Origin of the sequence: Desulfobacter curvatus DSM 3379 (assembly GCF_000373985.1) — a bacterium.
Taxonomy (GTDB): Bacteria; Desulfobacterota; Desulfobacteria; order Desulfobacterales; family Desulfobacteraceae; genus Desulfobacter; species Desulfobacter curvatus.
Window position 1 is genome coordinate 91,588 of the sequence record NZ_KB893123.1, and the last position, 13,591, is coordinate 105,178.

A 13,591-nucleotide genomic window follows, 5' to 3' on the forward strand; every position below is an offset into this window, starting at 1 on the left:
TTTCAGTATGGGATACATCTTTTGCAACTTTCGCGAAGAACAGAACTAATCTATATTTAATTGCCTCATTATTTCTTTAATTGAAAAAATGTCAAGCCATTTATATTTTATTCTAACAACCCTTTAAGCATTAGTTAAAACCTACAGCACCATCGGGAACAATCAGCGCCTGGGTAACGGCAGAAAGGCTTGCACTGTTTAAAATCTTCAATTCTTTATTATACCGTGTGCATAGATGTTTTACCTTTAAGCAGGCATTATGGCTGTTGCAGCTTACGGGGCAGACAACAACATCACACCGTCTGACTTTAGCGGCAAGGTCCTCATTGCTGTTTCTAAGATAGCCGTCGTGGTAGTCAAACTCGCCGCCGGCTTTTTCAACAATCTGCCGGTAGTAGGATTTCATCTTGGTAATGCCGCCTATCATAAAGATTCGCCTGGCACACAGGCGGCGTCTTGGACAATTTTCGCCGGGACAGGCCCCGGTTACCGGACAAGTCTCACGCTCCCGGCAAGGGTATATATCATCCGTCCCGGCGGCAAAGACCGAAGAGAGCTGTGCAAACTCGTCCTTGAGCATTGCGTTCTCATTTTCGGCACTGAATAATTGAATCTCAAGTTGCTTTCTCTGTCGTTCTGCACGAAGGGTCTTCTCTTTTTGGCAGCTTAGTGCCTGTTCGAGGCGTTCTACGTTATGGGTTAGATCAGGGCCTGAAGGTTGATGCAAAACGGTTTGGGTTTCAAGTTCATCAAGTTTCTTTTTCAGGCGGGTGTTTTCTTCTGTAAGAGCACCCTTTTCTTTACCCGTCTGTTTCAACTGACTGACCAGGTCACGGATTGTTTTACTTTTTTCACAACTTTTATTTCTTTCCCGCTCCAGAGCCTGATCAACAGCTTCAAGCTTGCGCCGGATATTAAAAACTTCGGTCATATTGGCATGGGAAAGCATATGAACCTCACCATGGATATCTTGGAGCAACCTAACATTCGTATCCTTGTGGGAGACAATGGCGTACATCACCGGGCCAATAATTCCCCGGGCCGAACAATCGTTCCATAAGGCTTTTACGCCTTTTGCATCTTTTTTTTTATAAAGGGCCGCAACCTGTTTCATATATTTTCCGGACTGATGCCGGATATAGTTGTTTGTTTTGATGGATACCGCATTTTCATCCCCCATGCACCCCATAAGATAAGAGTGGTATTCATAGGGTTTGAGGCCGTTGACATCCCACCCGCATTTCTTAAGAATGTCTTTATGCTTGTCAACAGACAACATGGCACCTATCACGGGGCATTTAAAGTTGCGTTCAATTTCCCATATGTTTGAAAAAGACTTCATCTCGTCCATCAACAAACCTCCTAAATTTATCATGTACAAATTAAGTTAGATGAAACTAATAATTAATATGCTTACAAAACTATTTACAGCATGTCAACAATGAAAATTTATTTAATTGGAAGATGTTTTGAAGGGCCGGTGGGACAAAAACAAAAATCCCGGCAACCAAGGGTTGTCGGGAGAATATCTTTTAGGTTGGCTCCCCAGCACGGACTTGAACCGCGGACTTAGTGGTTAACAGCCACTCGCTCTGCCAACTGAGCTACTGGGGAGCAGCGTCTCTCAATCAAGACTCGTGGGTTATATATCAACCAAAATTCATTGTCAAGCAAATTCAATAAAAAAATTTGACATCCCCTTTCCTTAAGATTATTGTTTATTTGTATTAAAAAATTCAACAAAGAGAGGACACCAAATGGATATTAACAATATTCAGGGAATGAACGCCTACAAAGCCAATACATTAATGGCAGACACGGCTTCCGTCCGGAACGATAATAATAAGGAAGCGACAGGAACCGAACCCAATGGGGAAAGCACCCGGACCCTCCAGGAAGCCGTTCAAGTTGAAATCACACAGCAAGCGATGACACTGCAGGCTGAAAGAAAAAAAGACCTTGTTAAAGAAGAGCAGGATCAACAACTGACCCAGCAAGGGCCGCAGAACGGGCCCATCGCTCAGTACCAGGGCCAGCAAGGCAGCTGGATAGATGTTGTTGCCTGACAACATTATTATGAAGCATGAAACGTAACAGGAATGGGCCGGGAACGACCTGTTTTTAAAGCAGCCTTAATAATGATAACACTAACCCCTTTCCACAAGAGCACATCATGATTACTGAAGACGGCATTGTCACCCACGCCACACCTGAAACAGCCTGGATTAAAACCACTCGATCAGCAGCTTGTGAAAGTTGTTCTTCAAAAGACTCCTGCGGCGTCAGCCATCACCCTTCCGAAGAAATGACGGTTATTGTACCAAACACGCTTGGCGTAATGGAAGGAGACCGCGTGATTGTGGGCATTAACTCAGCACCCATGCTTTTTTTAAGTTTCCTTCTTTATGTATTTCCAATTATTCTGCTCATCATTGGCGCACTTATTGGGGACGCCCTTGCCCCTGTTCTGGAAATGAACAATTCTGCCCTTTCCATGGGTTTTGGTTTTTTACTATTCGCGATCGCTTTTTTTATCATCAGAAAAAAGCAGGCCGGCATGTCAAAACAAGACAAATATAAACCCTTCCTAGTCAGAAAAAAAATTCCACTCAGCTCCTGAAAATTGCACCATTGTAATAAATAATTTTCCACCACTTTTTCCTTGTAAATCTAAAATCAATATACTATATACGCTCCAAGTTGCGGGTTCGTCGCTAACCTCTAACCCCTAAAATATTGAGAGAAGAATTATGACATCACAACGCGACCTGAAAATAGCTGTATGGATCATGATCGTTCTTTTAGTCACAGGGATTATCTGTTACGCGTCCTTTTGCCCTCCTGTGCCGGATAATCCAGTCAGACTGATGTTTCAGAACAAAGCAGGCAAAGTTTTATTCACCCACCTCATGCACACAGATGACTATTCTTTAGATTGTCTGGACTGCCATCACAACCTTGAAGATGACGAAACCTACAACTGCAGTGAGTGCCATGAGGAAACAGGTGATGAAAGCATGCCGTCAAGGGCTGACGCATTCCACGCCCAGTGCAAGGGATGCCATGAAGATTATGGTGCGGGTCCGGTAGAATGTAATGCATGTCACGCAAAATAAATTTTTCAGGATTACGGATATTGACCTGAATAAATTTAAGGCTTGGCTTAAGATTTTTACAACACTTAAGGACTAATTATGATTAAACGATCTTTTTTCGCTCTATCCAAACCCAGGCTGACGTATGATCTGCTTGACACGTCTCTGCAATCCGCCGAGGAAATTGCAGTGCCTGGTAGTCTTACCCTTCTTTTGCCTGAAGAAATCGACAGCGCAAAAAAGGCTTTGATCGGCCCGGGAGATGCTGTTAAAAAAGGGCAGAAATTAAAGCTTTACGAAGACAGTGCACTTTATGTACTGTCACCTGTCGCAGGTACGATCAAGGGACTTGATTCTTACTCCGATGATTTCGGCAACACAGCAACCTATGTAATGATCAAGCCGGATCCATCAGTCAAAGGCGATGATCAATGGGCCCAGACAAATCTGGAACAGACCCTTGAGTTTGCTGCCGATTATCTTGGACAAATGCCGGGGGCATTGCCCGTTTCAACCCTGACAAACCCAGACTACGATATCAGGACCATTGTTGTGACAGGCGCAGACACAGATATTTTATGTGATACCTGTCAATTTGTCTGCACCGCATACGCAGGTCTGATGGTCGCCGGAGCTAAAATTCTCAAAGCGATGGCCCGGGTCGACCGGATCTGCATTACAGTGCCTGAAAATCTTTCCGCCCAGGTGGATCTTGATGGGTTCAATGTACTCAGAACATCTAGTACATACCCATCCAATCTGCCTACCATGATAATGAAAGATCATTTAGGCAAAGCGCTTTCTCCAGGCCAGACCCCAGAAGATCAGGGCGTTTGTTTTATAAGCCCTGAGTCCCTGGTTTCCCTTGCCCGGACTTACGAAACCGGACACCCGGTGTTTGACAAGGTCATTACGCTGATTGACAAAGGCGGGAAAAAATACCGGGCTAAGGCCACCATCGGCACGCCCATCAGTAAAATATTTTCCTGTTATAACGTTCAGATCAATGAGCGGGACCGGGTAATTATCGGTGGTCCCATGCGCGGTTTAGCTACGTATACGGTTCATCACCCCGTGCTTCCGGACATGGACACAATCATGGTTCAGGACAGGGATGTTATCCCGGAACTTTCGGACAATGCCTGTGTCAATTGCGGCGAATGCGTTCGTATATGTCCGGCCAATATCCCCGTGAACCTGCTGGTACGGTATCTTGAAGCAAACCTATATGAAGAGGCTGCGGACAGGTTCGATCTGGAATCCTGCATAGAGTGCGGGCTTTGCGGCTATGTATGCAGGGCCAGGATTCCTTTATATCAGTATATCCGCTTGGGAAAACGTGAACTGTTGACCCTTCGTGAAAATGCTTGAAGCTGGGAGGAAACCAAATGACTAATACTAAACTGATTGTTTCCCATGCTCCTTTCTGGCATAACGGAGACAGCCTGTTCCAACAGAATCTGAATTTTATTATCGCCCTTATTCCTGCCGCTCTTTTCGGCATTCTCCATTTTGGCGCACCTGCCCTTGGTGTCTTGGCCCTTGCTACTTCATCAGCTATGCTCTGGGAAGTAATCATGTCGGTCATCTCCAAGCAGAAAATGGCCATAGGGAATATGGAATCTGCAGTCATCGGCCTGCTGCTCGGCATGATGGTCCCGGCCACAATGCCATGGTGGGTTGTAATTACCGGTACATTTATTGCTGTAGTTTTAGGCAAATATGCATTTGGCGGTACCGGCGGAAATCCTTTCCATCCAACGCTGGTGGGTATTGCAATCCTTACGATGTCCTGGCCCGCCTTCTTAGACTTTGATACGGCTTATGTATCATACCAATTTAATTACACTGCCCTTGCGCCTTTGGCTGCATTGAAATCCCAGGGTATATCTGTTCTATCCTCATTTTCCAACTACGATCTGCTCATGGGCAACGAAGTGGGCGGTATTGGTTCCACCTTCGGGATTGGTATCATCGTTGGCGGTATTTATCTGATGTTAAGGGGCTATGCCCGCTGGGAAATTGTAGTATCGTTCATTGCGGGCATACTGATTACTGCAACTATTTTCTTTGTGCTCCATCCGGATGCATATGCCCCACCCTTATTTCACCTGTTCGCAGGATATACTCTGATAGGTGCCTTTTTTCTGGCCGTGGAAAATTCATCTTCCCCGGTTAATCGCATTCCCATGCTGATTTACGGATTTTTAGGTGGATTCATGATCATTCTGGTCCGCAATATAGGGATCTATCCGGACGGCACGATCCTGTCCATCCTGTTGATAAACCTTATCAATCCGCTGATTGACGTAATAAAACCCAAAGCTCTTGGAAAGGGGGTGCCCAATGCGTGAGATGCTAAGTATGATTGTGGTACTGACCGTTCTCACGGCAGTATCCGGCGGCCTTCTGGCAGCTGTTGAAAAGACAACCAAACCCCAGATTGAAGAGCAGGTTTTAAAGTTTCAGAAAGCGCCGGCCATCAAAGATATCTTCACGGATATTACCAATGATCCCATCCAGGAGCGATTTGACGTCACAGTTGACGATACCACACTTCAGGTATTCCCGGGTGTTCTCAGCGATGGTCAAAAAGCAGTTGCCTTTGAAGCCAAAGGTACAGGCTTTGGTGGTCCTGTCGGTTTGATGGTCGGCATCAACCTTGACACCGATGAAATCATCGCAGTGCGCGTTACAACCCATTCGGAAACCCCCGGCATCGGTTCCAGGGCCAAGGATGACCTGTCCTTTGTTTCCCAGTTTACCGGTAAGTCCATGTCCGCCAATTTCGGCCTGAAAAAAGGCGGCGGTGAAATTGACGCCATGTCCGGTGCAACGGTCACGTCAGGCGGTGTCAGCCAGGCCGCACTTGCTGCCCAGGCACTGTATAAGAAACTGAAACCTGAAATCGTTAAACAGATCGCTAATTAAGGTCGTTCAGGAGAAATAATTATGGCACAATCCCTGGTAAAAGAATTTACAAAAGGTCTATGGGCGGAAATCCCCCCATTTCGGCTGGTTCTTGGGCTTTGCCCCACCCTTGCCGTAACCAAGACCGTAGAAAATGGTATAGGCATGGGCGTGGCCACCACCTTTGTTCTGGTCTTCTCGAATATTTTAGTCTCCATGCTTAGAAATATAATTCCCTCAAAGGTCAGAATCGCCTGCTACATCGTTATCATCGCCACATTTGTTACCATTGTGGAATTTATGATGCAGGCATACACCTATGAACTGTTCCTGAAACTGGGTATCTTCATCCCCTTGATTGTTGTAAACTGTATTGTACTGGGCCGGGCGGAAGCCTTTGCCGGTAAAAACACAGTAATTCCATCTGCGGCTGACGGATTGGGTATGGGTATTGGTTTTACCATGTCTCTGGCTGCTCTCGGGGCTGTACGTGAACTCATTGGAGCCGGCACCCTGACGGTATGGGGTGGTTCGCCCATCTTTACAGTAGGACATGGCTATATTCCCTTTCAATTCATGGTTGAAGCTCCGGGTGCATTTGTCGGCCTGGGCCTGATGCTCTGCCTGATGAACATCATCGGGCAAAAATAAGGTAAGGAGATTTATAACATGGGTGATTTATTTGTTCTGGCAATTAGCTGCATTTTCATCAACAATATTCTCCTTGCCCAATTTCTAGGCAACTGCCCCTTTCTCGGCACCTCCAAAAAAATGGAGACAGCCATGGGCATGGGCATGGCGGTTGTATTTGTTTTGGTCATGGCAGGAATGATAACCTGGATTGTAGACGTGTACTTGCTCAAAGCGCTGAATGTTGAATTTCTCCGCACTGTCTCCTTTATTCTGGTCATTGCATCCCTGGTTCAGTTCGTGGAGATGTTCTTAAAAAAGAGTATCCCGGGGCTGTATGCCGGTCTGGGTATCTTTCTTCCGCTGATCACAACCAACTGCGCGGTTATGGGTGTGTGTCTGATTAACATCAAGGAAGAATACACCTTTATTGAGGCACTGGTATCTTCTTTTGCCTATGCCGTAGGTTTTGGTCTTGCCCTGGTTCTGTTCGCAGGCGTCAGGGAACGAGTTATCCTTGCAAGGGTGCCTAAAGCTTTACAGGACACCTCCATCGGTCTTGTGACCGCGGGTCTGATCGCATTGATCTTTACCGTTTTCCGGGGCATGGTTTAGTTTAACACAAAATATATATAAGGTGATTGTATGATTCCAGCTATACTGCTAATGCTGGGCATTGGCGCAACATGCGGCATCGTGCTCAGTCTAGCCTCCAAAGTCTTTTATGTGTATGAAGATCCCAGAATTGCACAGGTAGAAAACAATCTTGCAGGTGCAAACTGTGGCGGATGCGGATATGCGGGCTGTTCTGCAGCAGCAGAAGCCATCGTATCCGGTAAAGAAGCCCCCAGCCTTTGCATTGTCAATTCCAAAGAAGGGGTTGAGGCCGTTTCTCTTATCATGGGCGTAGATGTAGGTGCTGCTGAAGCGCCGTTATCCTACAACATGTGTGAAGGCGGCAACCGGGCTGCCGACAAATATCACTACATGGGTGTGTCATCCTGCAAGGCCATGGCTTCCATATTTGGCGGACACAGGGTTTGTACGGTTGGCTGCATCGGTCTTGGAGACTGTATTAAAGCGTGTCAGTTCGGCGCTCTTTACATGGGACCGGATGGTTATCCTGTGGTTGATGATGCCAAATGCGTCGGTTGCGGTGCCTGCCAGAAAGCCTGCCCCAAAGATATTATTCAAGTCAAGACCCTGACAGAACAACTGATGAAGTTCAACCAGACGTATGATGCTCTGGCGCCTTGCGCCCAGACCTGCCCTGCTGAAATCAATATTCCGAAATATATCAGTGAAATAAAGGCCGGAAAATATGCTGATGCGGTTCAGACCATACGCATGAGAAACCCCCTTCTCCTTTCCTGCGGCAGGGTATGTCCTCATCCTTGTGAAGATATGTGCAGAAGGGGTATTGAAGATGAACCGGTTTCCATTAACCAGCTCAAACGCTTTGTGGCTGACTATGAAATGAATTCCGGTTCCCGGATTCCCATTACTTGTGCCCCTGATACCGGTAAAAAGGTGGCTGTTGTTGGCGGCGGACCTGCCGGACTTTCCTGTGCATATTTTTTAAGGCGCATCGGCCATCAGGTCGATATCTTTGACGCTATGCCAAAACTTGGCGGTATTATCAGGTACGGCATCCCAGAGTACAGACTTCCTAAAAAAGTTCTGGATTGGGAAATCCAGGGAATTCTTGATTTAGGAATTAATGCCTTTACCCAAGTTAAATTCGGAGAAGACTTTGGACTAAGCTCTTTGGTAGCCTCGGGATACAACGCCATATTCATGGGAATTGGTGCCTGGAAAGATTATGCCCTAGGCATTGAAGGGGAAGACCTTGACGGATGTTATAAGGGAATTGACTGGCTTTCTAGCTTTGCCAGCGGTCAGGAAATGAAATTAGGAAAAACCGCTGCTATCGTCGGTGGTGGAAACAGTGCCATTGACTGTGTCAGGACACTGATGCGGTTGGGTCTTGAAAAAGTGTACATCGTTTACAGAAGAACCCGGAATGAGATGCCTGCCAATGAAGTGGAAATTATTGCATCAGAAGAGGAAGGCGTTGATTTTGTATTTCTTGCAGCCCCCACACGGGTTATTGGAGATGATGACGGCAAGGTTAAAGGCCTTGAATACCTGAAAATGGAACTGGGTGAGCCGGATGCATCCGGTAGAAGACGGCCTGTACCGATTGAAGGGTCTGAAACGGTACTGGACGTTGATATGGTCATCTCTGCCATCAGTCAGGCACCGGATCCCTCTTTTAAGGATACTGATCCAACTCCGAAAATAAAAGACCTGGAAATGACCCGCTGGAATACCATTGACAACGATCCTGAAACCCTGCAATCTTCAATCCCATATATTTTCACTGGGGGTGATTCTGCAACCGGGCCTTCCCTTGTTGTTACTGCCATTGGCGGCGGAAGGCGTGCTGCCCGCTCCATTGACCTGTTCCTGAAAGGAAAACCGGTTGAACCGGTCGAAAATTCCTTACTGGGAAAAAGAATCCCTGAATCTATTTTCGAAAAAGTTGACGGCATAACACCCAGCAAACGGGCTAAAATGCCGGAAATACCGGTTAACCAAAGGATGGATTCAATGATTGAAGTTGATCTGGTTCTGCCCGAAGACCAGGCTCTTGCCGAGGCTGATCGCTGTCTGAACTGCTGTCGGATCTGCTACAATCCCGATACGGAATTTCCCATTGCCAAATAATTTGGTACTTAGGAAAAATTAAACATACGGGTCTGACCGCTTTGCGGCAGACCCGTTTTAATTTCAACGCTGAAAAATAAATACGTAACAGAACGAGTCTCAAAAAACAATTGAAACGCCGAAACAAGATCCGTCACTTGGAAAAAAGTTGGATAAGCCCCCTAAAAAGATAAAAAAAATCACCCTGATTTCGGCTATAGTCTGCCTGTGCATTGCTTCAGTGGCGGGTGCCGCTATACTTTGGATGGCTTTATTTATTAAGACCCCCGCAACCGCACGTTCTCAACCGATTACCTTCACGGTATCTTCCGGCCAGCATTTTTCCACCATAGCCCGGAATCTTAAAGAGCGGCACTTAATTTCAAACCTCATTGCGTTCAAATTTTATGTCCGGATAAAAAAAGCGGCGACTCGGATAAAGGCCGGTGAATATGAAATGGATACCGGTATGAGCCCGCGAACCATCTTAAACCTTCTGACTTCGGGTAAAAACAAACTATACCGATTTACCGTTCCCGAAGGCCTGAACATGCAGGAAATTGCAAATCTCACCCAGGATGCCGGTTTGTGTCCCGCAAAACAATTTTTATCTTTGTGCAATGATCTTGAATTTATCAATCAATTAAAAATACCGGGTATGACATTAGAAGGCTATTTGTTTCCGAACACCTATTTTTTTTCCAGACAGACTGACTGTAAAACTTTAATCAAACAGATGGTATCCACCTTTAACAAAACATTTAATGAAAAGTGGAAGACCCGGGCAAAAAAAATAGGTTTAAGCGTTCACGAAGTGGTCATCCTTGCCTCAATAATCGAAAAGGAGACCGGCACTGCAAAAGAGCGGCCTATTATCTCATCGGTCTTCCATAACCGGCTAAAACGCCATATGCGACTTGAAAGCGATCCTACAGTAATTTACGGTGTTTCTGACTATCATGGAAGGATTCGATATAAACATTTAAGGCGTGCTACACCCTATAACACCTACAAAATAGATGGACTACCGGCCGGTCCGATTGCCAACCCAGGCGCCGAAGCCCTAAAGGCTGCCCTGTATCCTGCCAGGACAGACTATCTTTTCTTTGTATCAAAAAACGACACTACCCATAAATTTTCAACAAATTTGAAAGACCACAACAGGGCCGTAAAAAAATACCAGCTTAATTAGGGAAGCAAAAGGGCAGTATTAATCATCAAACCTTTTAAGATAAACCACCACGGCACCTAATTCTGATCTTTTTGCACCCTCCCATTTATAGGAGAGGACGATATTTTCCTTTTTCATCTCCTTTAGCAGGTCTTCAACCACATGGGGAAGCACGGGGCCATTTTCCGAGTGACGCCCCTTTCCAACGATGATGCGCAGTGTAAAAAAACCCTGGGCATGGGCACTTGAGATAAAGGACCGGGCTTTGACCTGGGCCCCAATGGCGGTAAACCCGTGTAGGTCGAGATCTGCTTCGGGTGGCGGGTAGCGCTTGATCCTTCGTTTCAACGGCATAGGCTTGGGCGCATGGCGGGGGAGACGATTATGTTTAAAAGAAGCTTCCAGCAGGGATGAAAACGCTTCTTCCGGCTCAGACGCTGTAGGCTCATGTTCTTCAGGCCTATCTGCAGATGCAGATAAGGTATGGGGATCACAATTCTTATTCATGCATATTTCATAATCGTCTAAAAAGGGAAGGCCATGTTTATTTACATTTCTTTTGGGCGCCACAGGCTTTTCCTGATTTTCTTTTAAAACCTCTTCGCCGTCCATTAAAAACGCTTCTAGAAAATCTTTGTCCGATGCCAGCTTGGGCAGATCATTTTTACCCTTTAATTTTTGTTTATTTTTCCTGGTATTTACCTTTTTCATAATAGCTATCTTACTTGAAAAACAGGATGTTTTCAAGGTGCTGTCTTTGTTTGCCGGATTTGACTTTAATACACCTTCCTGCTATTGTCCATGCATGAATATTGGCAACATTGTTGAATATATAGACCAGCAAAAAATTCTATCTGCGGTTATTTTAAGTGAAGCAAAAGGAAAACTTCGGCTGCTCAATGAGAACAACCGGGAAGTCAGTTTTTCCGAAAAAAGGCTGGCGCATGTTTCGGACACCGGGCTGGATACGAAGCTTTCCAAAACAACCTTGGTCTCTCACTTGAAACAGGTCACCCAAACCCGCAAAAAACTGTCAGAGTCTATAGATATTCGGGAGTTATGGGAAATTCTCCATGATGATCCCCAGGAAATCGATATTTCCGCCATGACCTTGTTCTGTTTTGATCCGCCTTTAACCCCGGACCACGAAGCTGCCGTTATCCGGGCCTTTTTCAATGATCGCCTCTATTTCAAATTTAACAAAGTAATTTTTTTGCCGTTTACGGAAGCGCAGGTGGAAGTAAAAAAACGGCAGATCAGGGAAGAAGAACGAAGGACAGCCCTGATTACAAAAGGCGCGGGTTGGTTGGTTCGGCTCCTGGATCAGGATGATGTCAGTGAAGAACCGGACCCGGTTCTCCTGAAAATTTTAAAAGACTATTATATTTTCGGCAATGATGCTGAAAAAGCCTTTGTAGCAAAGCAAATCATTAAAAAAGCAGGGTTAAGTTCCCCTGACCAGCTGTTTGAGCTTTTCGTTAAAGCGGGTATCTGGGATGAGGATGAGAACCTGGACTTGTTATCCTTGCAGATTCCCACTTCATTTTCTGCTGAGGTGATCCGGGCAGCAGACCATCTGTGCAAAACAGCCCCCCTGGTATTTAACGATCCCAAACGGAAGGATCTGACAAATCTTCCTTTAATTACCATTGACGGGCAATCTACCCAGGATTATGACGACGCCATCAGCCTTGAAACAACGGAAAACGGTTATCGGCTTGGCATTCATATTATTGATGTCGGTGCCTGTATCCGCAACGGGGACACCATTGATATGGCTGCCAGGGAGCGAGGCTCATCCATCTACATGCCCGACGACAAGCTGCCCATGATTCCACCCAGCCTTTCCGAAGACCTATGCAGTCTCAAGGAAGGAAAGTTGCGGCCGGGGGTTTCAACACTGGTACAGATGAACCGCTTTTTTGAAGTCCAAGATTATCAAATTGTTCCATCAGTGATCAAGGTCCACCAGCAGATGAGCTATACCGAAGCCAATATTGTAAATGGTAAGAATGACCCCATCACCACGCTTTACAAAATGGCAACCGTACTGCGGGAAAAACGACTCAAAGCAGGTGCCATCCAGATCACCCTGCCCGAAGTCAATGTATGGCTGGATGAAAGCAAACATATCCATTATACAAAAGTCGACCGGGAGAATCCGTCGCGAATGCTGGTTTCAGAAATGATGATTCTGGCCAACACCCTGATGGCAGAATTTTTAAAAAATAACGATATGCCTGGGGTATTCCGGTCCCAGGCACAGCCCAAACAGCGTATTTTCAAGGGTATTGAAACGGAACTGATGCCCAATTTCCTTCAGCGCAAACAATTAAGCCGGGCTGTGATCACTACCCATGCCGAGCCCCATGCCGGCCTTGGGGTGCCGGCCTATGTTACGGCCACCTCCCCCATTAGACGTTACCATGACTTGCTTACCCAGCGCCAGATCAAAGCAATATTAGGCATAGGCACCCCCTATTCATCAAAGGATCTTGAAGAGATCCTTGCAGCTATCTCCGTGGCTGTATCCAATACGGGGCGCATCCAGGCAGCCCGTAAACGCTACTGGTTGATCAAATACCTTCAGGATTTAAGGGGGGAAAGCTTTGAAGGACTGGTGCTTGATACATACAGGGACCATTACAACGTTCTGCTCAAAGAATTCATGCTTGAATCCAGGTTGCCGACATCCGGACTGAAACTCAAACCAGGGAACCAGATTCAGGTAACGATCCAGCATGCGGATTCACGGCGGGGCCAGTTGACATTATTCGCCGTTTGAGACTTAATGTCATAATATGATTAATATCCAATGAGTTGGCCTTGATCATCGTTTCGGCCACTTGAGAATTCAGGACATTGTTCAAATCCAGAAACCTTTTGCCGTTAAGGTGTTTCGATAAGTTTCTATGATTCGATAATCAGGATTTCCCCAAAGGATGATCAGGACCAATGACTTTGATTATAGTTCCGGTCATATGACTTGATACTTTCATCAATTTCATATAGTATAATCGCTCCGAAGTTTACCTAAAATAAGGAGCAGAGCCATGGCCCAAGGCAAAGCGCTTAC

The 13,591-nt window shown here is 45.9% G+C and carries 13 protein-coding genes and 1 tRNA gene; 11 read left to right on the plus strand and 3 right to left on the minus strand.

Annotation, left to right across the window (positions count from 1 at the left end; all coding sequences use genetic code 11):
- Nucleotides 1-130 precede the first annotated feature (130 nt).
- Together B147_RS0126045 and B147_RS0126050 are read right to left on the minus strand one after the other, a co-directional pair.
- Complete coding sequence (locus B147_RS0126045; RefSeq protein WP_020590137.1) at nucleotides 131-1,351, minus strand: DUF2325 domain-containing protein; 1,221 nt, start codon at nucleotides 1,349-1,351, stop codon at nucleotides 131-133.
- Between the two features lie 187 nt (nucleotides 1,352-1,538).
- Nucleotides 1,539-1,614, minus strand: a tRNA-Asn gene (locus B147_RS0126050).
- A gap of 143 nt (nucleotides 1,615-1,757) precedes the next feature.
- On the opposite strand from B147_RS0126050, the gene B147_RS0126055 reads away from it, so the two are divergent.
- The 10 genes from B147_RS0126055 to mltG all read left to right on the plus strand — a co-directional run bounded on the left by B147_RS0126055 (nucleotide 1,758) and on the right by mltG (nucleotide 10,536).
- Complete coding sequence (locus B147_RS0126055; protein ID WP_020590138.1) at nucleotides 1,758-2,066, plus strand: hypothetical protein; 309 nt, start codon at nucleotides 1,758-1,760, stop codon at nucleotides 2,064-2,066.
- Nucleotides 2,067-2,173: 107 nt separating this feature from the next.
- The gene (locus B147_RS0126060; protein WP_020590139.1) at nucleotides 2,174-2,620 is read left to right on the plus strand and encodes a SoxR reducing system RseC family protein; all 447 of its coding nucleotides are present in this window, start codon (nucleotides 2,174-2,176) and stop codon (nucleotides 2,618-2,620) included.
- 130 nt (nucleotides 2,621-2,750) lie between these two features.
- On the plus strand, nucleotides 2,751-3,116 hold the full coding sequence (locus B147_RS0126065; protein ID WP_026259838.1) for a cytochrome c3 family protein: 366 nt from the start codon (nucleotides 2,751-2,753) through the stop codon (nucleotides 3,114-3,116).
- Nucleotides 3,117-3,194: 78 nt separating this feature from the next.
- Nucleotides 3,195-4,466, plus strand: coding sequence for a 4Fe-4S dicluster domain-containing protein (locus tag B147_RS0126070; protein ID WP_020590141.1), 1,272 nt, complete (start codon nucleotides 3,195-3,197; stop codon nucleotides 4,464-4,466).
- Between the two features lie 17 nt (nucleotides 4,467-4,483).
- On the plus strand, nucleotides 4,484-5,449 hold the full coding sequence (locus tag B147_RS0126075) for an RnfABCDGE type electron transport complex subunit D (RefSeq protein WP_020590142.1): 966 nt from the start codon (nucleotides 4,484-4,486) through the stop codon (nucleotides 5,447-5,449).
- Complete coding sequence (rnfG, locus tag B147_RS0126080; protein WP_020590143.1) at nucleotides 5,442-6,026, plus strand: RnfABCDGE type electron transport complex subunit G; 585 nt, start codon at nucleotides 5,442-5,444, stop codon at nucleotides 6,024-6,026. The genes B147_RS0126075 and rnfG overlap by 8 nt, the downstream gene beginning before the upstream one ends.
- A 21-nt stretch (nucleotides 6,027-6,047) precedes the next feature.
- A complete protein-coding gene (gene rsxE / locus B147_RS0126085) occupies nucleotides 6,048-6,656 on the plus strand; it encodes an electron transport complex subunit RsxE (RefSeq protein WP_020590144.1) in 609 nt (202 codons plus the stop codon).
- Between the two features lie 18 nt (nucleotides 6,657-6,674).
- Nucleotides 6,675-7,250, plus strand: coding sequence for an electron transport complex protein RnfA (locus B147_RS0126090; protein WP_020590145.1), 576 nt, complete (start codon nucleotides 6,675-6,677; stop codon nucleotides 7,248-7,250).
- 30 nt (nucleotides 7,251-7,280) lie between these two features.
- Nucleotides 7,281-9,365, plus strand: a complete 2,085-nt coding sequence (locus B147_RS0126095; protein WP_026259839.1) for an FAD-dependent oxidoreductase — start codon at nucleotides 7,281-7,283, stop codon at nucleotides 9,363-9,365.
- A gap of 148 nt (nucleotides 9,366-9,513) precedes the next feature.
- On the plus strand, nucleotides 9,514-10,536 hold the full coding sequence (mltG, locus tag B147_RS0126100; protein WP_020590147.1) for an endolytic transglycosylase MltG: 1,023 nt from the start codon (nucleotides 9,514-9,516) through the stop codon (nucleotides 10,534-10,536).
- Between the two features lie 18 nt (nucleotides 10,537-10,554).
- Here mltG and B147_RS0126105 read toward each other — a convergent pair whose 3' ends face one another.
- The gene (locus B147_RS0126105; protein WP_020590148.1) at nucleotides 10,555-11,226 is read right to left on the minus strand and encodes a Smr/MutS family protein; all 672 of its coding nucleotides are present in this window, start codon (nucleotides 11,224-11,226) and stop codon (nucleotides 10,555-10,557) included.
- Between the two features lie 37 nt (nucleotides 11,227-11,263).
- Here B147_RS0126105 and B147_RS0126110 point away from each other — a divergent pair, with 37 nt between their 5' ends.
- Entirely contained in the window at nucleotides 11,264-13,300 is a 2,037-nt protein-coding gene (locus tag B147_RS0126110; protein WP_026259841.1) for an RNB domain-containing ribonuclease, read from the plus strand.
- The last annotated feature ends 291 nt before the right edge of the window (nucleotides 13,301-13,591 follow it).